Source organism: Luteimonas aquatica, from assembly GCF_022662575.1.
In the GTDB taxonomy this organism is placed as follows: Bacteria; Pseudomonadota; Gammaproteobacteria; order Xanthomonadales; family Xanthomonadaceae; genus Luteimonas; species Luteimonas aquatica.
Map to the genome: position 1 here is coordinate 25,781 of NZ_JALBFU010000011.1, position 23,963 is coordinate 49,743.

Genomic DNA, 23,963 nt, shown 5'->3' on the forward strand with positions numbered 1-23,963 from the left:
GTACTATGCCGGCCGGAACGCAGCCCCGGCCCGCCGAATCGATGACCAGCATCCAACTGATCGCTCGCGACAACGGCGCCGGATTGACGCGCGACCTGCAATTGCTCGCCGATCTGCTGGTCCGGGCCGGTCACGAGGTCGAGGTCACGGCGCTGGGGCATCGCGGACGCCTGAGCAGCCGCCTGCGGCGCGTGCATGCGCGGTTGCGGCGGCTGTGGCGGGGATGGCGCAAGGGCGAGCTCAACGCCCGTTTCGACGTCAACGTGATGGTCGAGCACGTGCGCGCGGAATTCTTCGACCAGGCGCGGCGCAACGTGCTGCTGCCCAATCCGGAGTGGTTCCGCCCGGAATGGCGGCCGGAGCTGGGGCGGTTCGACCTGGTGCTGGCCAAGACCCGCCACGCCGAGCGGATATTCTCCGAACTCGGCTGCCGCACCGCCTACGTCGGCTTCACCAGCCAGGACCGCCTGGACCGCGCCGTGGAGCGCGCGCCGACCTTCTTCCATGGTCCGGGACGCAGCGGCAACAAGGGCACGCTGCCATTGCTGGAACTGTGGGCGCGGCACCCGCACTGGCCGCAGCTCACCGTGGTCTGGCGCCGCCGCCGCGTCGAGCTGCCGCCGATGCCGGCCAACGTCACGCTGCTGCGCGAATTCGTCGAGGAAGAGGAACTGCGCCGCCTGCAGAACGCCAGCCGCTTCCATTTGTGTCCCTCGCAGACCGAGGGCTATGGCCACTCGCTGGTGGAAAGCCTCAGCCTGGGCGCGGTGGTGATCACCACCGACGCCGAACCGATGAACGAGCTGGTCACGCCCGAGCGCGGTGTGCTGGTGCCCGCGCGCGCCAGCGGCACCCAGCACCTGGCCACGCTCTACGACTTCGAGGTCGAGGGCATGCGCGAGGCGGTGGAGCGCTGCCTGGCGATGTCGCCGGCCGAGAGCGACGCGCTCGGCACTGCGGCGCGGCGCTGGTTCGAGGACAACCGCGACGATTTCCCGCGCCGCCTGCTGCGCGCGATCGAGGACATCGCCGCCTGAGCCGCGTTCGCGGCGGGCGCCGTTTCAGCCGAACTCGCCCAGGTACTGGTCCATGCCGCGCTCGCAGCGGGTGATCTTCTGCTGGCGGGTCTCGCGCAGCAGGCGGTTGTTGGGCATGTCCGGATCGTCGGGATCGGCCGGCGCGCGCGAGGTGTGCTCCAGGTGCACCGCCAGCGCGGTGAACTTCAGCTGCTTCTGGCGCACGCCGGCGTTGCGCAGGCGCGCGGCCAGTTCCAGGTCCTCGCTGCCGTAGCCCTCCATGCGCTCGTCGAAGCCGTTCACGCGCAGCGCATCCTCGCGCCAGAAGCTCATGTTGCAGCTCATCACCCGGCCCGGCCGGCGCGCCTTGTGCCGCGCCAGCGCTGGCCAGCGCAGCGCATGCTGGCGATGGAAGTCGAACGGGGCGTCGAAGATGCCGTCCATCAGCGGGTTGAAGCGCGCCGCGCCGCCGGCCAGCAGGCGCGCGGTCTCGCGCGCGCTGGCGCGCAGGCGGCCGCCGGCGAGGAAGCAGCCCGGCTCGACGAACTCGGCATGGTCGGCCAGGAACAGCGGATGCGCCACCATGTCGCCGTCGACCAGCACGATGTAGTCGCCGCGGCTGGCGGCCATGCCGCGGTTGCGCGCGGCGCCGGCGCGGAAGCCGCGATCCTCGTGCCAGATGTGGCGCAGCGGCACCGGGTAGTCCTTCGCGCGCGCGGCGACCAGCGCGCGCGTGGGCTCGGCCGAGCCGTCGTCGGCGACGATCACCTCCAGCGGACGCAGCGCCTGCCGCGCCAGCGCGTCCAGCGCCAGTCCCAGCGCTTCGGGCCAGTTGTAGGTCAGCAGCACGACGCTGATGTTCATGATGTCTTGCGTCCTGCGGGCGGCGTGGGAGCGGGAGTCGGAGTCACGCGCGTCCCCGGACGCGCATCGGTGCCGGACGGGAAGGGCGCGGCGGCATTGTCGGGGATCGCGGCGACGATGACGAGCCTCGCCGCTCAGCCGCGCGGCGTGCGCAGCGGCTGTCCGTGCTGCAGCAGCCACAGCATGATCGTCTTCTGGCGCACGTAGTTGGCGCGCACGTAGGCGTAGACCAGGCCGTGCCAGCCGTCGAGGAAGCCGGCGCGCAGCACGTAGCCGCGCCAGAAGCGCCAGGCCGGGGAGATCACCAGCTTGGCCAGGGAGGCGCGCTTGCCGCGGGCGAACTCGTGCTCGGCCATCATCCGCGCGTAGCCCTCGGTCTTGTGCAGCAGCTGCTCGAAGGAGCGGTAGGGGTGATGGACGAGGTCGCCGGGCAGGGTGCGCACCTGGCCGTCGACGCTGGCGGTCTCGTGGATCTCGCGCGACCCGCGCCAGCCGCCGCGACGGCGGTCGAACAGGCGCAGCACCCGGTCGGGATAGGCGTTGCCGTGGCGCAGGAACCTGCCGAAATACTCCGACAGCCGCGCGAAGCGGTAGCCGCCGGCATGGGCGAAACCTGAGGCCTGTTCGGCGAGGATCGCCTCGCGCAGCCGCTCGCCCACGCGCTCGTCCGCGTCCAGGCACAGCACCCAGTCGTGCGCGGCCTGTTCCACCGCGAACTGCTTCTGGCTGCGGAAGCCGTCGAAGGCGCGCTGCAGCACGCGCGCGCCGGCCCGCTCGCACAGCTCGCGCGTGCCGTCGCTCGAGCCGGAGTCCACCACCACGATCTCGTCGCAGAACGCCAGCGAGGCCAGGCAGTCGCCGATGCGGTCGGCCTCGTTGAGGGCGATGATGCAGGCCGAGATCGGGGGACGGGCGGGCACGCTCATGGCGCGTCGCCCGGCGCGGCCAGCGCGACCACGCGATAGCCGGCGTTGCGGTACAGCACCTCGCCGCGCAACGGGCTGGCGGCGGGGACGAGCGCGGCGCCGACGCCGTAGTCGCGAGCCAGCGCCTGGAATCCGGCGTCGGGCAGGCGCGCGTAGGCGGCATCCAGGGCCTCGGCCACGCCCGCACGGCTGGAGCTGGCCGGCAGCGCGCCGCCGGCGACCGCGCGCAGGCGCTGCAGCCATTGCGCGCGCCCGGCGCCGCCGTCGGGATTGATCTTGAATTCCACCAGCGTCGAGCGGTTGCTGCAGGCGGTGAAGCCGGTGTGGCCGGGCGGAGAGGCATAGAGCACGCGCGGCCCCTGCGCGCGCAGCCAGTCGCAGGCCTGCGCCCAGTCGCGCTCGGCCCGCGAGGCGTCGACCACGCGCAGTGAGGGCGGCTCGCCCTTGCGCACATAGCCGGCCATCGCCCCCAGCGCGAACAGCGCCGCGACGATCCAGGGCCAGCGTTCGCGCCCGTCCGCGCCGGGCAGGCGCGTCGAGAGCAGGGCGAAGGCGGACAGCACCGGCACGAACACGCTCAGGCGCAGCAGCTGGATGCGCGAGATCCAGCCGGTGCCCAGCAGGTAGTAGTCGGCGTAGTGCAGCGCGGTGAAGGCCATCAGGATCACCGCCAGCGACAGCAGCGGCGCGAACGCCGCCGCGCGCGCGTCGCCGCGCTTGCGCCAGTGCCGCCACAGCCAGGCGAACAGGCCGAGATAGAGCAGCACCGCCGCCACGCGGTTGCCGTGGAACTGGAAATGCTGCGGCATGCGGAAGGCGACGTCCTGCATCGCGCCCATCTGCCGGGTCAGCCCCTGGCGCGCCAGCGCTGCCAGGTCCAGCAGCGCCGGCGAGGCAATCAGCAGCGCCGCCAGCAGACCGGGCAGCCAGGCCGCCGGGCGCCGCCAAACGCCTTGCCGCGTCGCCTCGATGAGCATCGCCGCCAGCCAGATGCCGCCGATCTGCAGGTGCACCAGCGCCACCGCGCCGGACAGCGCGAAGGCCAGGTTCCAGCGTCCGCGCGCCAGCGCGGCGACGGCGAAGACGATGCCGGCGTGGGCGAAGGTCGGCGGCATGATCGGGCCGTTGCCGAGGAAGCGGTTGGCCTCCACGCCGTGATCGAGGAAGGCGAAGCCGGTGGCCAGCGCCACCGCCAGCAGCAGGCGCCGCCCGCGCGGCAGCGCCAGCGCCGCGCCCAGCGTCCACAGCGCGGCGAACATCAGCGCGTAGCCGGCGTAGGTCAGCGCGACGAAGGCGCCGGTCTCGCCGAAGGGGCGCGCCAGCGCCGCCACCATCAGCGCGAAGATGCGATGGTGGTGGGCGCGGATCTCGATGCCGAAATCGCCCGGCAGATAGGCCGGATCGAGCAGGCGCCGCACCACCGGGATCAGCCCGGCGTGGTTCTCGCGCCCCACCTGGATGCCCTGGTCGAGCGCGATCGCCAGCACGGCGCTGGCGAACACGCAGGCGATGGTCAGCGGCCAGTTCGGGGATTGCGCGGGGCGGAACATCGGGGGCTCGGAACCGGAAGCGGCCGGCGTACTGTAGCGAGAAACGCGCGCGGAAGAGCGGGGCGCACGCGGAAGCGGGGGCCTTGCGCCCGCTTCCCGCCCCCGTGCGCGCATGCTTGGCTTATCGTGTCGGCCATGTCCGCCTACCTCCTGCTCGCCTCCGAACTGTATTCGCTGCCGGTGCTGCGGCCGGTGGCCGCCGCGGCGCTGGCGGCCGGGCATCGCGTCGGCTGGCTCTGCGACGCCGCGGTGGCGGCGCGGCTGCGCGCCGACGAGCCGCGCATCGCCAGCCGCGCCGCGCTGCGCGCCTTCGCCGCCGACGCCACCTTCGCCACCGTGCATCGCATTCCGGCGCAGCTGCCGGGCAAGCAGGTGCAGCTGTTCCACGGCCTGAACATCGACAAGCGCAACGACGACGGCCGCGGCCATTTCCGCATTCGCGGCCTGTTCGACCTGTATTGCACCCACGGCCCGGCCACCACGCCGCGCTTCGCCGAGCAGGCGCGCGCGCACGGCGATTTCGCCGTCGCCGAGACCGGCTGGCCCAAGCTCGATCCGCTGTTCTCGCCCTCTCCGGCCGCCGAGGCGCTGCGCGCGGCGGCGGCCGGGCGGCCGGTGGCGATGGTGGCCTCCACCTTCACCGAATCGCTGAGCGCGGCGCCGGCGCTGCTCTCGGTCTTGCCGGAGCTCATCGCGCGCGGCGACCGCTACTGGCTGCTCACCCTGCATCCGAAATGCCCGCCGACGCTGTTCGAGGCCTACCGCGCGCTGGCGGGAACGCACGCCCGCTTCCTCGAGGCGCCCGACCTGCTGGACATGCTGCGTGCGACCGACGTGCTGGTCTGCGACACCTCCTCGGTGATCGAGGAATGCCTGCTGCTGGACAAGCCCGTGGTCACGTTGCGCACGCGCCGGCCGCGCCCGGCCCTGCTCGACGTGCAGGCGCCGGAGGACGTCGATGCGGCCATCGACCTGGCCCTGTCGCGGCCGCCGGCGTTGATGCGGGCGATCGGCGAGTACATCGCGCAGATCCATCCCGCGCGCGACGGCAAGTCCGCGCAGCGCGTGATCGAGGCGACCGAGCGCCTGCTGGCCGGCGGCTACGGCCCGCTGCGGCCGCGCCGCCGCGGCTGGTGGCGCCGCTGGCAGGGGCGGGAGACGATGCGGGTGCTGTTGCCGGAATGAGCGGGCCCCGGGCGCCCGAACCGCATCGTGCCGAGCGCGGCCGCCTTACCAGCGCAAGGGGCGGCGGGCGACCTCGCGGTCGAGGCTGACCAGCAGCGCGCGCGCGTCCTCCACCGGCAGGTGGCGCAGCCGCAGCGCGGACTTGGTGGGGTCGGTGCCGGCGGTATCGAGCGACAGCGAAGCCATGCCGAGCAGGCGATCGAGCGGCGAGCGATGCAGCAGCAGCACCTGCAGCTTGTCCAGCTCGGCGAAACGCCAGCGCCGCGACCACCAGCCGCTGCGCACCGCCACCAGGGCATCGTCGACGGCGTAGCCGGCGCGGCGCGCGTGCTGCCAGGCGACGAAGGTCGCCGGCAGCAGCCATGCCAGTCCCCACAGGCCCAGGGCGCCGTAGCGCCACGACAGCAAGGCCGTCAGCAGCAGCGCGAGCACGGTTCCCGGCAGCGCCAGTCGCAGCCAGGCGTGCGGATGCAGCGGCCGCCAGCGCGCCGGCGGCCACGCGGCGCCGGGCAGCACGTGGCGCACCAGCGCGTCGCAGGTCTCCGGCGTGGCCACCGGGGCGATCTCGCGGAAGCTGCGGTCGTCGTGGTGCGAGCCCGAGACGGCGGTGTCGACCTTCAGCGTGCGCCGCCCGAACAGGCGGTGCAGCACCGTCTCCTGCAGCTGGAAGGCCTGCATGCGCCGGCGCGCGGCGCTGGTGCGCAGGCGCGTCAGCAGCCCGCGCGTCACCGTCAGCCGCCGGCCCTCCTGTTCGAGCCGGAAGCCGGAGTACTGCAGCAGCGCCAGCAGCACCGACAGCAGCCGCAGCAGCGCGAAGAACGCCACCGCCAGCAATACCACCACGGTCGCGACCTGGCTGACGCCGAAATGGCCGAAGAAGTAGTCCACCATCCGGCTCCATTGCCGGTTGATGTCCTCCGGGAGTTTCAGCCGCAGCTGCGAGACCGCGACCACCGCCGCGCCGAACACCAGCATGCCGCGGTTGGAGATCACGCCCAGGCGCAGCACCTCGCCCAGCGGCAGCGTCAGCAGCACGCCGTCGCTGCCCGGGCGCAGCCGGTCGAGCGGCGCCGGCGCGGCGGGCGCGCTCGTCGCGGCCGACGCGTCCTGGTGTCCGCGCCGGCGGATCAGCGTTTCCAGGGCGCTGGCCTCGGCGAGCTTGAGCACGCGCATCTCCGCCTCGGGCTTGTGCCCGCCGGCCGATTCCAGGCGCACCTCGGCCACGCCGAACAGCCGGTGCAGCAGGGTCTGGTGCAGGGCGACGTTGTGGATGCGCGAAAAGGGGATCTGCCGCAGCGTGCGGTGCAGCAGCCCGCTGCGGATCAGCACGCTGTCGCCGCTGAGGCGGTAGCTGTAGGTGAGGTAGCGCCACAACGCGGCGGCGGCGATCAGGCAGATCGCCACCACCGACCACAGTTCGTTGCGGTCGGTGCGGCCGAAGATCAGGAAGGCCAGCAGCGGCACGATGAAGGTACGCATGTGCTGCAGCATCACGAACAGCCACGACATCGGATGCAGGCGATGTTCCTGCGCCAGGGCGTCGGGCATCTCCGGCGGCGGCGCCGCCGCCGGCTCAGGCGTCGTCATCGTCGTCGGTCTGGCTGGCCAGCCGGTCGCGCAGCCGTTCCGCGTCGTGTTCGTCCAGGCCCGAGAGCGAGACCGAGCTGTGCCGGGTGCCCGCGGTATGGATCACCAGCGTGGCCAGGCGGCAGTAGCGTTCGATCGGGCCGCGCTTGAGATCCAGGTGCTGCACGCGGCTGCCCGGCACGCGCGTTTCCACCTGCCACAGGCGGCCGCGCTGCAGCGCGAAGCCGTCGGCGTTCAACCGCCAACGCGTGTTGACGTAGCGGCGGTTGCCGTACAGCGCGCCGGCCGCGATCGCCGCCAGCGTGAAGAACAGCGGGAAGTACGCCAGCAGGTGCAGGCGCGAAAGGCTCATCACGCCGACGCCCAGCAGCGCCGCCGCGCCCAGGCCGAGGGCGGTGCTGAGGATGTAGAGCGCGCGCGCGCGCGGCGGCAGCGGCTGCCAGTCGTCGTCGTGTCGCGCGGTCGGGGCCATCGCCTGCAGGGAATCGCCGATGTCGGGAGCGTTCATCGCGGACGCGCCGCGTCGATGCGGCAGCGCGCGCGTCCGCGCCGGGATCGTTCCATGATGCGTGTCATCGGTCCAGCTCCAGGTCCCGGTAGGGATTGTCCTCGCCCGTGCCGGGCGGTCGCAGCGTATAGCGCTTGTAGGTCCATTGGTACTGCGTCGGATCGCGTCGCGCGATCCGTTCGACCTCGCGATTGAGCGCCGCCACGCCCGCGGCCGGATCGGGCGAGGCGACCTCGGCCGGCGCGGGATCGAAGCGCAGCGCGAATCCCGGCCCCGTGCCGATGCGCTCGCAGTAACCGAACAGCACCTGCGCGCCGGTGCGCTCGGCCAGGCGGTTGAGCAGGGTCATGGTCAGCGCCTGCTTGCCGAAGAACGGCGCGAACTCGCCGTCACCGGCCTTGGGCTGCTGGTCGGGCAGGATGCCGACCACGCCGCCGTCCTTGAGCAGCCTGAACAGCTGGCGGATGCCGGGCCCTTCGGCCCGCACCTGGGTCACGCGTGCCTGGCCGTCGGCGCGGACGCGGCGCAGGAAGGCCTCGCCGACCGCCGATTCCGGCGGGCGGTACAGGATCGCCAGCGGGCCCTGCGCCGCCAGCCACTGGTTCAGCAGCTCCCAGTTGCCGTAATGCGGCGCCGCCACGATCAGGCCGCGGCCGGCCGCCACCGCCTCGGCGAAGCGCTCGGCGCCGTGCCGCTCGCGGATCAGCGCCAGATTCTGCGCGTGCGGCCGCGTCCAGAAGCGCAGCGTCTCCAGGGCTTGGTAGGCGGTGGTGCGCAGGATCGCCTCGCGCAGGCGCAGCCGCTGCGCGGGTGCCATCTCGGGGTGGGCCAGCTCCAGGTTGCGCAGCGCCACCCGGCTTTCGCGCGCGTCCAGGCGACGCCACAGGCGCGCGACGACGCCGGCCAGCCCGCGCAGCCACGGCCACGGCAGGCGGCCGACGGCGCTGGCGAGCAGGTAGAGCAGGGCGGCGATCAGGGACGGCATCGGGAAAGTCTAGCCGGCCCGGCCCTGCGGCTCGGCGATCCGCGCGGCGTCCATGCGGTATTTGCGCCGCGCGCCGCGAGGATCGGCATGACAAGCCGCGGCCGAACCGCTAGCTTCCCCGCACACCGTCCCCGTCCGGCCGCCCATGCTCGTTCTGATCCAACGCGTCGCCTCCGCCAGCGTCGATGTCCAGGGCGAGCGCGTGGGCGCCATCGGCCCGGGGCTGCTGGCGCTGGTGGGCGTGGAGCCGGGCGACGGCGAGGCGGAGGTCGCGCGGATGAGCGAGCGCCTGCTCGGCTACCGGGCCTTCGCCGACGACGCCGGCCGGATGAACCGGTCCCTGGCCGATTGCGGCGGCGGATTGCTGCTGGTCAGCCAGTTCACCCTGGCCGCCGACACCAGCGGCGGCATGCGCCCGGGCTTCAGCACGGCCGCGGCACCGGCCGAGGCTGAACGGGTTTTCGACCGCCTGGTGGCGATTTGCCGAGAAAAACACGCGCCAGGGGTGGAAACCGGGCGCTTCGGTGCCCATATGACCGTCAGCCTGGTCAATGACGGCCCGGTCACCTTCCTGTTGCGGGCCGGCGGCCGCCCCTAGCCGCCCTCCGCGCAGGGCCGGATCGCCGGCACCCGGGCGCCGCCCGCCAGGGCGACGCACCCATTTCGTCCCCTGCGCCCTCTACAAGGGGGTATAATGCAGGGTTCCCTTCTCCCCTATCCCCGGTGGCGCCCCACATGGCCAACGAACGTCAGGCCCCGCAGTCCGACATCAAGCAGCTGATCAGCAAGGGCCTGGAGCAGGGTTACCTGACCTACGCCGAAGTCAACGATCACCTGCCCGACGATCTCGTCGATCCGGAGCAGATCGAAGACATCATCGGCATGATCAACGGCATGGGCATCGAGGTGCACGAGGTTGCGCCGGATGCCGATACCCTTTTGCTCGCCGACGGCAATTCCGGCAACCGCGAAGTCGACGACACCGCGGCCGAGGAAGCCGCGGCCACGCTGACCGCGCTCGACGGCGAGGGCGGCCGCACCACCGACCCGGTGCGCATGTACATGCGCGAGATGGGCACGGTGGAACTGCTCACGCGCGAGGGCGAAATCGCCATCGCCAAGCGCATCGAGGAAGGCCTCAACCAGATGCTGTCCTCGCTGGCCAGCTTCCCATGGTCGGTGCAGCTGCTGCTGGAAGACTACGAACTGCACAAGGGCGGCAAGAAGCGCCTGGCCGAGATCGTGGTCGGCTTCAACGACCTGGTCGAGGAAGAGCCCGAGCCGCCGATCGCCGCCGACAGCAGCGACGACGATTCCGAGGTCGACGAGGACGACGACGACAACGCCGACGGCGGCGAGGACGAGCCGGCGCCGACCGGTCCGGATCCGGCCGAGGTTGCGCGCCGCATGGAGGCGCTGGCCGCCGGCTACGCCAAGTTCCAGAAGGCCTACGCCAAGAACGGCCCGTCCGCCAAGCCGGTGGTCAAGCTGCGCGAGGAGATGGCCGAGCAGTTCGTCACCTTCAAGCTGCCGCTCGCGCTCACCGACACCCTGGTGCGCAAGCTGCGCGAGGTGCTGGCCGAGATCAAGGACCACGAGCGCCGCATCCTCGACCTGTCCACGCGCGTGGCCAAGATGCCGCGCAAGGACTTCATCCGCGCCTGGGAAGGCAACCAGACCAACCTGGGCTGGGTGGACGACGTGCTCAAGCGCAAGCAGAAGTGGTCCTCGGGCCTGCGCGAGGTGAAGGACCAGATCATCGCCGAACAGGAAGCCACCATCGCCATCGAGAAGGCGATGTACGTGACCCTGGCCGACATCAAGGACATCAGCCGCGCCATGGCCTACGGCGAGGCCAAGGCCCGCAAGGCCAAGAAGGAGATGGTCGAGGCCAACCTGCGCCTGGTGATCTCCATCGCCAAGAAGTACACCAACCGCGGCCTGCAGTTCCTCGACCTGATCCAGGAAGGCAACATCGGCCTGATGAAGGCCGTGGACAAGTTCGAGTACCGCCGCGGCTACAAGTTCTCCACCTACGCCACCTGGTGGATCCGCCAGGCCATCACCCGCTCGATCGCCGACCAGGCGCGCACCATCCGCATCCCGGTGCACATGATCGAGACGATCAACAAGCTCAATCGCATCTCGCGGCAGATGCTGCAGCAGTTCGGCCGCGAAGCGACCCCGGAAGAGCTGGCGAAAGAGATGGACATGCCGGAGGACAAGATCCGCAAGGTCATGAAGATCGCCAAGGAGCCGATCTCCATGGAGACGCCGATCGGCGACGACGAGGATTCGCACCTGGGCGACTTCATCGAGGACACCAACGTGGAGTCCCCGATCGACGCGACCACCAACACCAACCTGTCGGAGACCGTGCGCGACGTGCTCGCCGGCCTCACCCCGCGGGAAGCCAAGGTGCTGCGCATGCGCTTCGGCATCGACATGAACACCGACCACACCCTCGAAGAGGTCGGCAAGCAGTTCGACGTCACCCGCGAGCGCATCCGCCAGATCGAGGCCAAGGCGCTGCGCAAGCTGCGCCACCCCTCGCGCTCGGAACAGCTGCGCAGCTTCCTCGACATCGAGTAAGCCTGCTGCGTCTCCTGCAAAAGGTTGTTCGGAAAGGCCCGCCTCGGCGGGCCTTTTCCTTGCACGAAGAGTCGCGAGGTGAAGCGTTCGGTCAGACGTTGTAGAAGAACTGCTCGCGCACGATCTTGCCGCCACGCACCTGGTACACGCAGATTTCTTCCATCGGCACGCGGCCCATGCTCTTGTAGGTGGCGTCGATGGACATGGCGACACTGAACCAGTCGCCGGCCACGATCGGCTCGCCGACGCCGCCGCCGTGGATCTCGACGATGTCCGCGGCCCACTTCTTGCCTTTCTCGCGGATCGCCGCCAGTCCCTTGACGTTGCCGAGCGCGCCCTGCGGCAGGCCTTCCATCTCGACGCTGACCGCGTCCTCGGCGTACAGCTCGTTCTGGGCTTCCTCGTACTTGCCTTCGCGGCACAGCTCGACCAGGCGCTTGGCGACTTGCTCGGTGTTCATGGCGCTCTCCTGACAGGGGAGCGCAGCCTACGCCGGCCCGGTCTCAGCCGTTGCGACTGAACGCCCCGGGCGCCTGGCGCAGCAGCGCCAGCACGTCGTGGCAGGCGCCCATGGTGTGGTAGTCGGTCTTGCCGGCCGGGCTCTTCTCGTCGTCGTACTTGCGGTTCTCGCGGTCGAGGATGCGATACCAGGCGCCGTAGCGGTGGTCGACCAGATGCTGCCAGCTGTAGCGCCACAGCTGCTCGTACCAGCCGCGGTAGCGGGCATCGCCGGTGGCCGCGAACAGCCGCGCGGCGGCGGCCAGGGCCTCGGCCTGCACCCAGAAATACTTGTCGTCGTCGCAGATGTAGGCGGCGCCTTCCACGGTCACGCGTCCGTCGGCGGACGGCGCGCGCAGCGATTCGAAGGCGAAGCCGTAGACGATGCCGCCGAAGCCCGCGTCCCAGCCGTGCTCGAGCGCGGCGTCGAACAGCGCGCACGCCCTCGGCAGCAGCCAGCCGGGCGCCTTGCCGGCGCCGCCCAGGTGCGTGTGCAGCAACAGCAGCAGCTTGGACCATTCGACCTGGTGGCCGGGCTGGAAGCCCCAGGGGCGGAACAGGTGCTTGGGATCGTCGCGGTGGTAGTCCCAGTCCACGTTCCAGTCGCGGTCGTAGTGTTCCCACACCAGGCCGCCGGCCTTGTCCGCCTGCCGCTGGGTCATGCGCTCGGCCAGGGCCAGCGCGCGTTCGAGGTAGCGCGCCTCGCCGCTGGCCTCGAACGCGGCGATCATCGCCTCGCACATGTGCATGTTGGCGTTCTGGCCGCGGTAGTCGGAGAAGCGCCACTGCGCGTCGGCCTCGTCGCGGTACAGGCCGGCCTCGGCGTCCCAGAAGCGCGTTTCCAGCAGCTGCCAGGTTTCCTCCATCCAGGCCGCGGTGTCGACGCCGGCCTTGCGCGCGGTGGCATAGGCCAGCAGCACGAACGCCACGCCGTAGGCATGGTTGGTGCGGTCTTCCGGCCGGCCGTCGCGCAGCGTCCAGGCGTAGCCGCCGCCGGCGGGGTCGCGATGCGCCTCGCGCAGGTAGCGCAGGCCGTGCGCCACGGCGTCCAGGTAGGCCGGCGCCTGCGGCGAGTCGGGGAACTCGCGCGCGGCCATCGCGTAGTTGAAAACGAAGCGGGTGCTGCTCACCAGGTGGCGGTGGCTGGCGTCGTAGACGCTGCCGTCGTCGCGGAAATAATGGAAGAAGCCGCCCGCCGGATCGATCGCGCGCGGATGGTAGAAGGCCATGGTGTCGGCGATGTGCGCGCGCAGGAAGGCGGGCGTGTCGAAATCGGGGACGGGCGTGGCGGGCAGGTTCATGAGGGTGGCTTGCTGCGGATGGGGATTGGGCGCGTTCGCCTAGCGCGAACCGGTTCTGCGCGAATCGGCCGGGAGCGGGCCGTCCTGCGCGGGATCGTCCTGGCGCGGCCCCGCCTCGATCAGCTCCCGCACCTGCTCGTGCGTCGGCAGCGCCGCGAAGGCGCCGAAGCGGGTGGTGGTGAGCGCGCCGGCCGCCGCCGCGTAGCGCAGCAGGTCCTCGCGCGTGGACGCGTCGGCGAAAGCGGCGGCCAGCGTGCCGGCGGCGATGCCTTGCGTGCCCAGCCGATGCAGCAGTCCGGCCACGAACGCATCACCGGCGGCCGTGGTGTCCACCGCGTCGACGGCGAACGTGCCGGCGGTGCCGGAAGCCTCGCGCGTCCACCAGCGGATGCGCGCCGGGCCGTCGGTGACGATCAGCACCTGCGTCGCGCCCTCGAACAGGCGCGCGAGCACGCGTTCCTCGCTGCCGTCCCGCGCCAGGAACGCGAACTCCTCGCGGCTGAGCTTGACCAGGTGCGCCGGCGCCAGCGCGTGCCACAGCGTCGGCGTCGGATCGACGTCGGCCGGCCACAGCGAAGGCCTGAGGTTCAGATCCATGCTGACCAGTGCGCCGGCGCGCGCGGCCAGCTCCATCCCATGCAGCGTGGTGCCGGCGATGGCCGGCGCGGTGAGGCTGTTGGAGCAGACGTGGAAGACGGCGGTGTCGGCGAAGGCCTCGGCATCGAAATCCTGCGGCTGGAACAGCAGGTCGGCGGCCGGCGGACGGTAGAAATTGAAGCTGCGCTCGCCGTCCAGGCCGAGCGAGACGAAGGCCAGCGCCGTGCGCGCGGCCTCGGTGCGCCGCACCTGCGCGGTGTCGACGCCGTAGCCCTGGAACTGCCCCAGCAGGAAGTCGCCGAACATGTCGGTGCTGAGCATGCCGATGAAGCGCGACTGCCCGCCGAGCCTGGCCACGCCCACGGCGACGTTGGCCGGCGCGCCGCCGGCGTATTCGGCGAACTGGCGCGGCTGGCCCGGCGCGGCGGCAGGGCGGGCGAGGAAATCGATCAGGGCTTCGCCGAAGCAGGCGACCCAGGTGCGCGCGGCGGTGCGTTGGGCGGACATCAGTGCATCGGTCCTGCGACGCGCGCCGTGCCCGCGGCCGCCGGCAGGTCGCCGGCCAGGCGCGAGCCGCGCAATCCGTACCAGGCGATGTAGGCGTAGCACAGCAGCGGCAGCACGAAGGCGTGCTGGATGCCAATGTGGTCGGCCAGCCAGCCCTGCAGCAGCGGGATCACCGCGCCGCCGACGATCGCCATGATCAGCAGGCTCGACGCTTTGCTGGTCATCGGCCCGAGCCGCTCGATGGCGACGGTGAAGATGGTCGGGAACATGATCGAGTTGAACAGGCCGATGGCGAGCACGCTCCACATCGCCACCGCGTTCGCGCTCGACATCGTGGTCACCAGCAGCAGGATGGCGACCCCGGCGAACAGCGCCAGCAGGCGGCGCGCATCGACCACCTGCAGCAGCGCGGCGCCGATGAAGCGCCCGACCATCGCGCCGCCCCAGTAGACGGCCAAGTACTTGCTGGCCGTGGCCTCGGTCAGGCCGCCGGTGTCCGGCCCGGAGATGTAGTTGATCAGGAAGCTGCCGATCGACACCTCGGCGCCCACGTACACGAAGATCGCCAGCACGCCCCAGCGCACGTGCGGGAAGCGCAGCACCTCGCCGAAGGTGTGGTGCGCGTCGTCGCCGTGGTCGGTGGCCTCGCGCAGCGAGGGGATGCGCATCAGCAGCACGAACACCGCCAGCACCAGCAGGCCGCCGGCCAGCGCCAGGTAGGGTACCTGCACCGATTGCGCCTGCTGCGCGCGGTAGGCGGCCTGCTCGGTCGCGCTCATCGCGGCGAGCTGGTCGGCGCCGAGCACGGCGGCGGCGAGGATCATCGGCCCGATCAAGGAGGGGAACAGCGTGGTGCCCAGCGAATTCAGCGCCTGCGCCAGGTTCAGGCGGCTGGGCGCGCCGGCCGGGTCGCCGATCAGGCTGATGTAGGGATTGGCCGCCACCTGCAGCAGGGTGATGCCGCTGGCCAGCACGAACAGCGCCGAGAGGAACAGCGGGTAGGACGGCAGCCGCGCCGCCGGATAGAACATCGCCGCGCCCACGGCCGCCACCACCAGCCCGATCACGATGCTCGACTTGTAGCCGACCCGTGCCACCACCGCGCCGGAGGGCAGCGACATCAGGAAGTACGCGCCGAAGAAGGTCATCTGGATCAGCATCGTCTGGAAATAATTCATCTGAAAGACCGCTTTCAGATGCGGGATCAGCACGTCGTTGAGGCTGGTCAGCCCGCCCCAGGTGAAGAAAATCAGGCTGACCACGGCGATGGCCGCGGCGTGGGACAGATCGCGTTGCTGCTGGCTCATGGACGAGCTCCGGGGCGGCCGCAGGCCGGCGTGGTCGGGCAGGGAATGGGGCGCGGCGCGGACACGAAAGCCCGGCCGGAGATCGCCTTGCGGCGGCCGGGCAGGGCGGGGATTGCGGGGCCGTTTTCCGTCGCGCGGTGGCGGAACATCTGTTTTAGATCGGTCTAAATTGGAGGGCATGGTGCCGGTAAACGCTTCCCAAGGCATTTTGCGGCGCAGCATGGTCCGGTTGGCCGGCGGTGGTAGGGTTTCATTTGGAACGATCCAAAGAATGTGACCGGATGAACAAGATCGGCTTCGGGGCGGTGGTGGCGATGGGCGCGTGGCTGGCGGCGGGGACGATGGCGATGGCGGCGGACGCGCCGGCGCACGGGGCGCAGGCCGTGGCCGCGGTCGACCCTTTCATCGGCACCGGCGGCGAGGGCCATACCTTTCCCGGCGCCGTGGTGCCCTTCGGCATGATCCAGCTCAGCCCCGACACCCAGATCAAGCCGCGCAAGGACGCCTACGGCTGGGCGGCCGGCTACCGCTACGACGACCGCACCATCGTCGGCTTCTCGCACACCCACTTCTCCGGCACCGGCCATTCCGACCTGGGCGACGTGCTGCTGATGCCCATCGCCGGCGACGTGCGGCTGGAGCGCGGCGAGCCCGACAAGCCTGGCAGCGGCTACACCTCGCGCTTCCGCCACGACGACGAGCGCGCCGAGCCCGGCTACTACGCCGTCACCCTGGACGATTACGGCGTGCGCGCCGAACTCACCGCCGGCGCCCGCGTCGGCGCGCACCGCTACCGCTTCCCGCAGGGCAAGCCGGCGCACGTGCTGATCGACCTGCGCACCTCGATGTACGACTATCCCGGCAAGATCTCCTGGTCGCGGCTGCGCCTGCGTCCCGACGGCACCGTGACCGGCTTTCGCGAGACGCGCGGGTGGGCGCCGGGCCGGCAGCTGTACTTCGCCCTGCGCTTCTCCCGGCCCCTGCGCGGCCATGCCTTCCACAACACCGAGCAGGACATCCCCTACAAGGGCTTCCCGCCGCCGGGCGAGAAGGACCCCGCCGAGCGCGCGCAGATCGAGGGCCGGCAATTGGTCGGCAGCTTCGATTTCGGCGACGACCTGCGCGAGCCGCTGCTGGTGAAGGTGTCGATCTCCCCGGTGAGCGAGGACGGCGCCATCGCCAATCTCGACGCCGAGATGCCGGGCTGGGATTTCGACGGCGTGCGCGCCGCCGCCAGGGCGCAGTGGGCGCAGGCGCTGTCGGCGGTGGAGATCGACGCGTCCGAGCCGATGCGCAAGAGCTTCTACACCGCGCTCTACCACAGCTTCATGGGCCCGAGCCTGTTCATGGACAGCGACGGCCGCTACCGCGGCCCCGACAACGGTGTGCACCAGGCCAAGGGCTACACGCACTATTCGACCTTCTCGCTCTGGGACACCTACCGCGCCCTGCACCCCCTGCTCACCCTCGTGCAGCCCGAGCAGCGCACCAACGACATCGTCAACTCGCTGCTCGCCTCGCGCCGCGAAAGCCCCTACGGCGTGCTGCCGGTGTGGGCGTTCCACGGCCTGGAGACCTGGTGCATGATCGGCTACCACGCCGTGCCGGTGATCGCCGACGCCTACATGAAGGGCATCCGCGGCTATGACGCCGACGAAGCACTGCAGGCGATGGTGGCCAGTGCCAATTACGGCCCCTACGACGGCATCCGCCAGTACCGCGAACTCGGCTACGTGCCGATCGACGAGGAGGGCGAGGCCGCTTCCAAGACGCTCGAATACGCCTTCGACGACTGGACCATCGCGCGCATGGCGGAAAGCATGGGCCGCGCCGACGTCGCCAAGGAGTTCGGCGCCCGCGCCGGTAACTGGCGCCACGCCTTCGACGCCAAGACCGGCTTCATGCGCGCGCGCAAGCGCGACGGCAGCTTCCGCGAGCCCTTCGACCCCAGCGCCAGCGGCTACGGCACCGACTACACCGAGGGCAACGCCTGGCAGTATTCCTGGTACGTGCCGCAGGACGTCGCCGGCCTCGCGAAGGCGCACGGCGGCGCCGACAAGCTGCTCGGCCGGCTCGACGCGGTCTTCGACGCCAAGGTCGACCCGAAGATCTTCGAGCACATGGAGGACATTACCGGCCTGATCGGCTGGTACGCCCACGGCAACGAGCCCAGCCATCACGTCGCCTACCTCTACGCCTACGCCGGCCAGCCCTGGCGCACCCAGGCGCGGCTGCAGCAGATCATGGACTCGCAGTACGCCCCGCGCCCCGACGGCCTGGCCGGCAACGACGACCTCGGCCAGATGTCGGCCTGGTACGTCTTCACCGCCCTCGGCTTCTACCCCGTCGCCCCCGGCAGCAACGAATACATCATCGGCCGCCCCTTCCTGCCGCGCGCCGTCCTGCACCTGCCCAACGGCAAGCGCTTCACCGTCGTCGCCAACGGCCTGGACGCCGACCACCCCTACATCGGCGCCGCCACCCTCAACGGCCAACCGCTCGACCGCGCCTTCCTCCGCCACGACGAGCTGACCGCCGGCGGCGAACTGCGCTTCACCATGCAGGCCGAGCCGAACCGCGAGTGGGGCACGCATCCCGAGCGGCAGCCGTACTCGATCTCCACCGCCCACTGAGGTCCTCTGAACCCCTCTCCCGCAACGCGGGAGAGGGGCAGGGGTGAGGGCCGGCTTTTCGCCCTTTTCCTCACTCAATTCTTCTCTTCTTGCCGTCTTCCTGCCGCGCCCATGCTCCCCCCGCGCCGCCTAGCCGTCCCGGACCGCGCTCCACTACACTTTCCGCACGCGGGCCTATAGCTCAATGGTTAGAGCAGAGGACTCATAATCCTTTGGTTCCAGGTTCGAGTCCTGGTGGGCCCACTAATCAGTCGGCTGCAGACCGTAGGGTGTGGGAGGCACCATAACCTGGCCGCTCATAGGAAGCATAAATTGGCCGTCTACTTACGGGTACCATGTGATCGTGAACGCTTCTGGGCGTTTTGACAGAGTGCTCGCTTATAGATTGACGATGCCGACTGGGTCAGCACCGGCCTAAACCCTGCCAAGCTCACGCCCCGTCTCGGTCAGCTTGCTGGTCTCGGCAACGGCGAAGCAAACCTCGAATAGGTGATCCAGTACTGCCTCCAGCTTGCTGAAGTCGTATGCGCTCTCGCGATGCCTCAGTGTCATGAAGCGGCGGGCATAAGATTCTTTGTACATCAAGGCCCCTTGATACCCATCAGCCTTCTCGATGTACGTCGACCAACGAACACGCGGCGTCTCAGAAGTGCCAAATGCCAGGTCGAGATAGCACTCGATGGAAGCAGCCTTGCCATTAATGTCTGCAAGCTCCGTACCGTTAGGACCGATGGTTCGAAACGAGTCCAAGGCCGGAAGTGATGGAAGCTTCGTCACACGCATGTTAGGAGGCAGATTTAACCCATTCGTGTCGGCGCATCGCATGGCACCTTCGAGGTCATTGTCGTAGAGGACAACGACTCGGTTCTCGATACCTATTGCGACGAGCCCTTGGCAGAACTTATGCAGGTTCCCAGTGCCAGTAAATGGATATCCCTCTTCCATATCGACGAACACGAAGAAATCAGCCGTTGCCGGACGAAGGAGTTCAAGTGCCCGACGCAGAATATGCACGTCTGACGATCCTTCCGTCACAATCAGGTAACGTCTGACGTTGCCAATGCTCGCGGATATGGTTTCAGCATCGACCCAGCCGTTCTCGACCACGTCGTTGTAGTGCCAGGTCACCGCTCGCGAGAGATTGTCTGGGTTCTCGGCTAGGAGCCGAAGCACGGCGTATGGACTTAGATTCTCCATCACCTGGCCTAGCTCATACCTTCGTGAATCAGCAGCATGCGCTCCCAAGCCAAGACGGTCGAAGACTTGCCGCGCGAAGAACTCTCCTAAATCGTAGTCCTCGTGATAGTCCATTGCCGCTGCGTCGATGTCCATACACTTGATGGCATCGGCGAGTTCATGAAATTTGATTGGCGGGTCGTCCTCTTCACCCAGCAACCTCATTAGGAACTCGAACTCATCCTGCACCGCGTTCAGCGTGTAGCCTAGGAGTTCCAGTCGAGGCAGCACATCCTTCAGCAACTTCGATGCGCCCTGTTGTATCTTGGTGAAGCGCTCTCCGTCGTTGTCTACATAAAAATCTTGGACGAGCGTGATGTCGCTAGGCTGGAACAGTTCACCATGCAAATTGATGTGATTGTTCTTCCCCCAGTCCACCTCGAACGGCCCTAGGGCAAGGCTGACAAGTGATCCCATGTGTACTCCATGACTCCCGCTTCTTCCTCAGCTAGAACCTAAGTATTGAACGAGCAGGCACGTCCAATCACGTACCAACAGAGTGCCGGCGCTGGCACACTGCGAGTGGTTGGAGTGTAACTAACCCTCGCCAACGCACGGCAATGCCCGTCCACTTCGAGTCGAACACGGTCATCAGCGACTGCCTTTGGCCATATCGCTACTCCGCTACGCCCCTGTGCGCTGCGCATGGTCCAACCAAAGCCGCGAAGGATCCATGAATCAATATGGGCATCGATAGGCAAGGCCTGTCGGCATGGCTTCGGACGAGCGCGGTCGGCCTACAGAGCAGGTGGACCCCCGGCCAAGTCGGAGTATGGTTAGCCTGACGATCACACTGCTTGGGTCGGAAACGACCAGGTCGCCCCCGTCGGCAGATATGCGGCGATCGCCCGCAAATCCGACACACCCATGGCCAGGGCAAGACTCGCCGGGTCGACTCTTTCACGACGGGCCAAGGCATGGCCAACCCACTTTCGTGCTCGACGGCTATGCAGAGCCCGCTGTAGCCCGCCCTCGATGCCGACCCGGCGCAACACGCGCCAGATATCCACCCGCGTCATCCGTCGTCCGCTCTTGCTTTGACAAAGCGGTCGGGACGGATCTGCGCTCTCCGTCAGGCGGTGCCAGCTGGCCCAGTGCGATGTGTGTAGCGGCAGCCATGCCTTCGATCGGGGGCGGCGGAAGCAGCGTCGGGCTAGGTCTACGTCGCCGGCGTTGAGCGCAGCGATCTCGGTGCTACCTAGGCCATGGAGGAGCGCGGCTTCAACGATCACCACATTGCGATCGGCGAAAAGGTGGCGCTCGGGAATTCTCGTCAGCTCGACGACCTGACGAGGCAGTGGCGGGGCGGATGTCATTGCCTAATGTATCCTTTACGCGCTAAAGTTACATTAGCGATTAGCTAAGGGGTTGGCAACGCCGGGCTCAGCGGTCTTAATTCATGCGATGACGGGCATGCAACCTATTCCACCCGAGTTGCGGTATGAGTGGTGCGTTCGAGCCTGGGATGTTCCAGCCAGCCGGAGCCGACGCGGCGGACCTGGGGGATGGCGCGCCATGGTGTACGCCGCCCGATCAGTGGGTTAGCATGTTTTGCTGACGAGGAACGCGAGATTATGGCGAGATCCGGGCTCTCCAGGCAGCACTTGGCCGTCGCGCTCGGAACGCCGATCGCGGATGTGGTCACGTTGCAGGAGGCGCACCCGGATCCAGAGCACCTGGATTTTCTCGGGTTGATGCAGGCACGTCAGCACGACCAGCCAGTCCCCGACGCGGTGGTGCTGCACGAAGGCCAGCCCTTGCTGTATGTCTGGGACTGCAGCAGTCGGCCGGTTGGCGATGATGCGGAACTGCGCCGCGCCCTAGGCAGGCTTGCCCTGCGATCGGACGCACCCTACGTGGCCATTCTGCGCCCAGGGACGGTGCAAGTGTTTGCCTTGGCTAGTGTGCAGGCACGCACCGAGCCGCTGATGCAGTTGGACGAGCTGGCACCGGGACTGATTGCGCGGCTGGCGGTGGGCGATGTGCCAAGCCGGAGCGATGGCTACACCACGCATCAGTTGATGCTCGAACTGCTCAAGGCGGTCACCGAGGAGTTGATCGGCACGCGCGGGGTTACGGCAGCCGAGGCCTTGGCGCTAGTGGGACGGGCCGTGTTTTTACGCTTCCTGTCCGATCGCGGACTGCTGCCGGCCCGCAAGCCTCTACCAGGCGTGGCGGATTTTCGGGATTGCCTCGCCACGCCTGCACACGCGGCAGCCAGCTGCCGCTGGCTCGATGACACCTTCAATGGTGACCTGCTGGAGCTGCCCGATCGGGGCAGCGAAGCCTACTTCCAGCGGCTTGCCGCAGCGCCGGGCGGCTCGGCCTTGCAGGACCTGAGCGCGATCATCCGCGGCGACAAACCGGTCGGTGATGGGGCGTACCAGACGCAGTTCAGCTGGGCGGACCTGCATTTCTCCTACATTCCGGTCGGACTGCTCAGTCAGGTGTACGAGGAATACGCACACCGGTTCGAAGAAGACGACGCTCGTGAGAAAAGCGTCTACTACACGCCGCGCCATTTGGCCGAATACATGGTGGACCACGCCATGGTGATGTTGGGACCGGCGGCGCATCTCGCACGCGTGCTCGACCCGGCATCGGGTGGGGGCGTGTTCTTGCTTGCGGCATTTCGTCGTCTGGTGCAGGCGCGTTGGCGGGCCACCGGCGTGCAGCCTGATACGGAGACGATCCGCGAGATTCTCAATACGCAGTTGGTCGGCATCGAAATCAATCCGGCTGCACGGCAACTCAGTGCGTTGGCGCTGTATTTGACTGCGTTGGAGCTGGATCCGAACGTAGGCCAGCTGAAACATCTGAAGTTCAAGGCACTACAGAGCAGCGTCCTGCTGAGTGCCGAGTATTGGCGCGATGCCACGTCCGGCCTGGATCTGGGTAGCTTAAGCTTGCCGGTGCCACCTACGTTGGCTGGGCAGTTCGACCTGGTCGTTGGTAATCCGCCTTGGACTGCGGTCAAAGACAAGCCGAAACAACAGGCGATCGATGCGATCAGCCGCAGCGCGATGGCCGATCGCGGCATTACGCCAGTCAGCAATCCGGACGGGGTGCCGGATCTACCGTTCGTATGGCAGGCGACCCGCTGCGCCAAGCCGGGCGCTGTCATGGCCTTTGCGCTGCACGGACGCTTGCTGACAAAAACGACTGAGCAAGGCGTGCAAGCGCGGCAGGCCTTGTTCAATGGCCTAGATGTGACCTACGTGCTCAATGGCTTGGAGCTGCGTAACACGCGTGTCTGGCCGAACATGACGGCTCATTTTTGCCTGCTGTTTGCACGTAATCGGACTTCGGACCAGAACAGTCGGTTCTACGCGGTCACCCCGGTGGAAGATCAGGGACTCAATCGCGAGGGGCGCGTTCGGATCGACAGCAAAGACGCTTGGGCCTCTGATCCGACCATGGTGGGTAGCATCCCGCACCTATTCAAGACGCTAGCTAAAGGCAACGCGCTGGATATCGAATTGCTTGAGCGGGTCGTTCATCAACCCATCTCTCCGCGGCAGACAAAATTTGCAGTGCACGCCATGCGTCCACCGCTTGCGGCCTACTTGGCACAGTGGAAACTGGCACATGGTCATGGCTACCAAACCAGCAGCGAAAAAGAGGACGCGTCGGAGATGGTGGGCCTGCCGGAAATGCCGGCACCGCCCGACGCGCAATGGCCCGTGGTGCCGGTGAAAGATTTACCGCTCTTCGAGCGGCTGCGCCTTCATCGAACCCGCCTGAAGGAGGCCATTTACGAGCCGCCGCTGGTGCTGCTTCGCGAAGCCCCCAGCACGCGGCCACATCGGCCACTGGCGATGCTGGCGTTCGAGAAGGTGGTGTACCGCGAGTCCTACAACGGTTACAGCTGCGCCGGCGCGCCGGATCCTGAATTGCTCGCTGTGTACCTGTGGGCAGTGTTCAACAGCTCGTTGTTTCTTTACTACATCCTCATGACGAGCAGTAAGCTGGGGTGCGAGCGCAGCACATTGCAGAAAGAAGAGGCGGACCGCTTCCCGATTGTTCCCCTGGAGCAACTGACCAGCGAGCAGCGCAAACGATTGCGCGCGTGGCTTAAGGCATTGAAGTCCAAGAACCCGCCTGAGATCGCCGTCAACGCGCTGGTTGAGGACATCTATCAACTCCGGCCCGCCGATCATCAACTGATTCGGGATCGCCTAGCGGTTGCGATGCCGTTTTCTGCCGTGCGTCATCGGGCGGTCGCTCCGCCCAAAGACGACGAAGTTTGTGCCTTCTGCGACACCCTGCAAAGCATGCTGCTGCCCTTCGACATGAGCGATACCCCTTTGCAGGTACGTCTGTATTCGCAAAGCCCCCTGTCGCCATGGCGGTTTTTGAGGCTTGGCGCTGAGGGGGGCACGCAGGGGCCCTCGATGCATCAGTTACTGACTAGTGTGAGTGTCGCCGATTCGCTGGACTCGTCTCTGGTCGAGTGCATCGACGGCGATGCGATGTTCATCGGCATCCTCAACCAGCGCCGGTATTGGACACAGACCGCCGCCCGCACGCTGGCGCTGGATCTGATCAAGCGTAGCCATGGCATCCTATCGCGCGGTGGTCCAGATGAGCCGATGCGTGATGGCGCCGCCGATGGGCATGGATCCGACGTGCGAGGTCGTGCGTGACTGCATTGCATGGAAGCCCTGTCAA

18 protein-coding genes and 1 tRNA gene are annotated in these 23,963 nt (G+C 68.4%); 7 read left to right on the forward strand and 12 right to left on the reverse strand.

Annotated elements, in window-relative coordinates; genetic code table 11:
- Nucleotides 1-41 precede the first annotated feature (41 nt).
- Nucleotides 42-1,037 carry a glycosyltransferase gene (locus MD221_RS14940; RefSeq protein WP_242112691.1) on the forward strand — a complete coding sequence of 332 codons (996 nt, stop codon included), beginning with the start codon at nt 42-44 and terminating at the stop codon, nt 1,035-1,037.
- A 24-nt stretch (nt 1,038-1,061) separates the two neighbouring features.
- Here the strand turns inward: MD221_RS14940 and MD221_RS14945 are convergent, their stop codons facing one another.
- From MD221_RS14945 to MD221_RS14955, 3 genes are all read right to left on the reverse strand, one after another.
- The gene (locus MD221_RS14945; protein ID WP_242112692.1) at nt 1,062-1,880 is read right to left on the reverse strand and encodes a glycosyltransferase; all 819 of its coding nucleotides are present in this window, start codon (nt 1,878-1,880) and stop codon (nt 1,062-1,064) included.
- A gap of 134 nt (nt 1,881-2,014) precedes the next feature.
- Nucleotides 2,015-2,806 (reverse strand): glycosyltransferase family 2 protein, encoded by a 792-nt coding sequence (locus tag MD221_RS14950; protein WP_242112693.1) that lies wholly within the window; start codon nt 2,804-2,806, stop codon nt 2,015-2,017.
- Nucleotides 2,803-4,356 (reverse strand): DUF6798 domain-containing protein, encoded by a 1,554-nt coding sequence (locus tag MD221_RS14955; protein ID WP_242112695.1) that lies wholly within the window; start codon nt 4,354-4,356, stop codon nt 2,803-2,805. Before MD221_RS14955 ends, MD221_RS14950 begins: the two co-directional genes overlap by 4 nt.
- Nucleotides 4,357-4,491: 135 nt before the next feature.
- On the opposite strand from MD221_RS14955, the gene MD221_RS14960 reads away from it, so the two are divergent.
- Complete coding sequence (locus MD221_RS14960; RefSeq protein WP_242112697.1) at nt 4,492-5,541, forward strand: UDP-N-acetylglucosamine 2-epimerase; 1,050 nt, start codon at nt 4,492-4,494, stop codon at nt 5,539-5,541.
- Nucleotides 5,542-5,586: 45 nt separating this feature from the next.
- Here MD221_RS14960 and MD221_RS14965 read toward each other — a convergent pair whose 3' ends face one another.
- The 3 genes from MD221_RS14965 to MD221_RS14975 form a co-directional block, all read right to left on the reverse strand.
- Nucleotides 5,587-7,089 carry a PH domain-containing protein gene (locus tag MD221_RS14965; protein ID WP_242112754.1) on the reverse strand — a complete coding sequence of 501 codons (1,503 nt, stop codon included), beginning with the start codon at nt 7,087-7,089 and terminating at the stop codon, nt 5,587-5,589.
- A 25-nt stretch (nt 7,090-7,114) separates the two neighbouring features.
- Complete coding sequence (locus MD221_RS14970) at nt 7,115-7,600, reverse strand: PH domain-containing protein (RefSeq protein ID WP_425602293.1); 486 nt, start codon at nt 7,598-7,600, stop codon at nt 7,115-7,117.
- Nucleotides 7,601-7,700: 100 nt separating this feature from the next.
- A complete protein-coding gene (locus MD221_RS14975; protein WP_242112700.1) occupies nt 7,701-8,621 on the reverse strand; it encodes a lauroyl acyltransferase in 921 nt (306 codons plus the stop codon).
- A 145-nt stretch (nt 8,622-8,766) separates the two neighbouring features.
- On the opposite strand from MD221_RS14975, the gene dtd reads away from it, so the two are divergent.
- Together dtd and rpoD are read left to right on the forward strand one after the other, a co-directional pair.
- Complete coding sequence (gene dtd, locus MD221_RS14980; RefSeq protein WP_242112701.1) at nt 8,767-9,219, forward strand: D-aminoacyl-tRNA deacylase; 453 nt, start codon at nt 8,767-8,769, stop codon at nt 9,217-9,219.
- Between the two features lie 137 nt (nt 9,220-9,356).
- Nucleotides 9,357-11,213, forward strand: coding sequence for an RNA polymerase sigma factor RpoD (gene rpoD, locus MD221_RS14985; protein WP_242112702.1), 1,857 nt, complete (start codon nt 9,357-9,359; stop codon nt 11,211-11,213).
- Nucleotides 11,214-11,304: 91 nt separating this feature from the next.
- Here the strand turns inward: rpoD and MD221_RS14990 are convergent, their stop codons facing one another.
- Genes MD221_RS14990 through MD221_RS15005 form a run of 4 tightly spaced genes read right to left on the reverse strand, consistent with a single transcriptional unit; the run spans nt 11,305 to nt 15,423 of the window.
- Complete coding sequence (locus MD221_RS14990) at nt 11,305-11,673, reverse strand: nuclear transport factor 2 family protein (protein WP_242112703.1); 369 nt, start codon at nt 11,671-11,673, stop codon at nt 11,305-11,307.
- 43 nt (nt 11,674-11,716) lie between these two features.
- A complete protein-coding gene (locus tag MD221_RS14995; RefSeq protein WP_242112704.1) occupies nt 11,717-13,012 on the reverse strand; it encodes an AGE family epimerase/isomerase in 1,296 nt (431 codons plus the stop codon).
- 39 nt (nt 13,013-13,051) lie between these two features.
- Nucleotides 13,052-14,116, reverse strand: a complete 1,065-nt coding sequence (locus MD221_RS15000; RefSeq protein WP_242112705.1) for a carbohydrate kinase family protein — start codon at nt 14,114-14,116, stop codon at nt 13,052-13,054.
- Nucleotides 14,116-15,423, reverse strand: a complete 1,308-nt coding sequence (locus MD221_RS15005; protein ID WP_242112706.1) for a sugar MFS transporter — start codon at nt 15,421-15,423, stop codon at nt 14,116-14,118. Before MD221_RS15005 ends, MD221_RS15000 begins: the two co-directional genes overlap by 1 nt.
- 281 nt (nt 15,424-15,704) lie before the next feature.
- Between MD221_RS15005 and MD221_RS15010 the strand changes: the two genes are divergently transcribed.
- Nucleotides 15,705-18,056 carry a GH92 family glycosyl hydrolase gene (locus tag MD221_RS15010; RefSeq protein WP_425602291.1) on the forward strand — a complete coding sequence of 784 codons (2,352 nt, stop codon included), beginning with the start codon at nt 15,705-15,707 and terminating at the stop codon, nt 18,054-18,056.
- Between the two features lie 170 nt (nt 18,057-18,226).
- Nucleotides 18,227-18,299 (forward strand) — tRNA-Ile (locus MD221_RS15015).
- A 171-nt stretch (nt 18,300-18,470) separates the two neighbouring features.
- Here MD221_RS15015 and MD221_RS15020 read toward each other — a convergent pair.
- Together MD221_RS15020 and MD221_RS17665 are read right to left on the reverse strand one after the other, a co-directional pair.
- Complete coding sequence (locus MD221_RS15020; protein ID WP_242112707.1) at nt 18,471-19,709, reverse strand: HEPN/Toprim-associated domain-containing protein; 1,239 nt, start codon at nt 19,707-19,709, stop codon at nt 18,471-18,473.
- Nucleotides 19,710-20,080: 371 nt separating this feature from the next.
- On the reverse strand, nt 20,081-20,608 hold the full coding sequence (locus MD221_RS17665) for a tyrosine-type recombinase/integrase (protein WP_425602292.1): 528 nt from the start codon (nt 20,606-20,608) through the stop codon (nt 20,081-20,083).
- A 288-nt stretch (nt 20,609-20,896) separates the two neighbouring features.
- Here MD221_RS17665 and MD221_RS15025 point away from each other — a divergent pair, with 288 nt between their 5' ends.
- Complete coding sequence (locus MD221_RS15025; protein ID WP_242112708.1) at nt 20,897-23,938, forward strand: HsdM family class I SAM-dependent methyltransferase; 3,042 nt, start codon at nt 20,897-20,899, stop codon at nt 23,936-23,938.
- Nucleotides 23,939-23,963 lie beyond the last annotated feature (25 nt).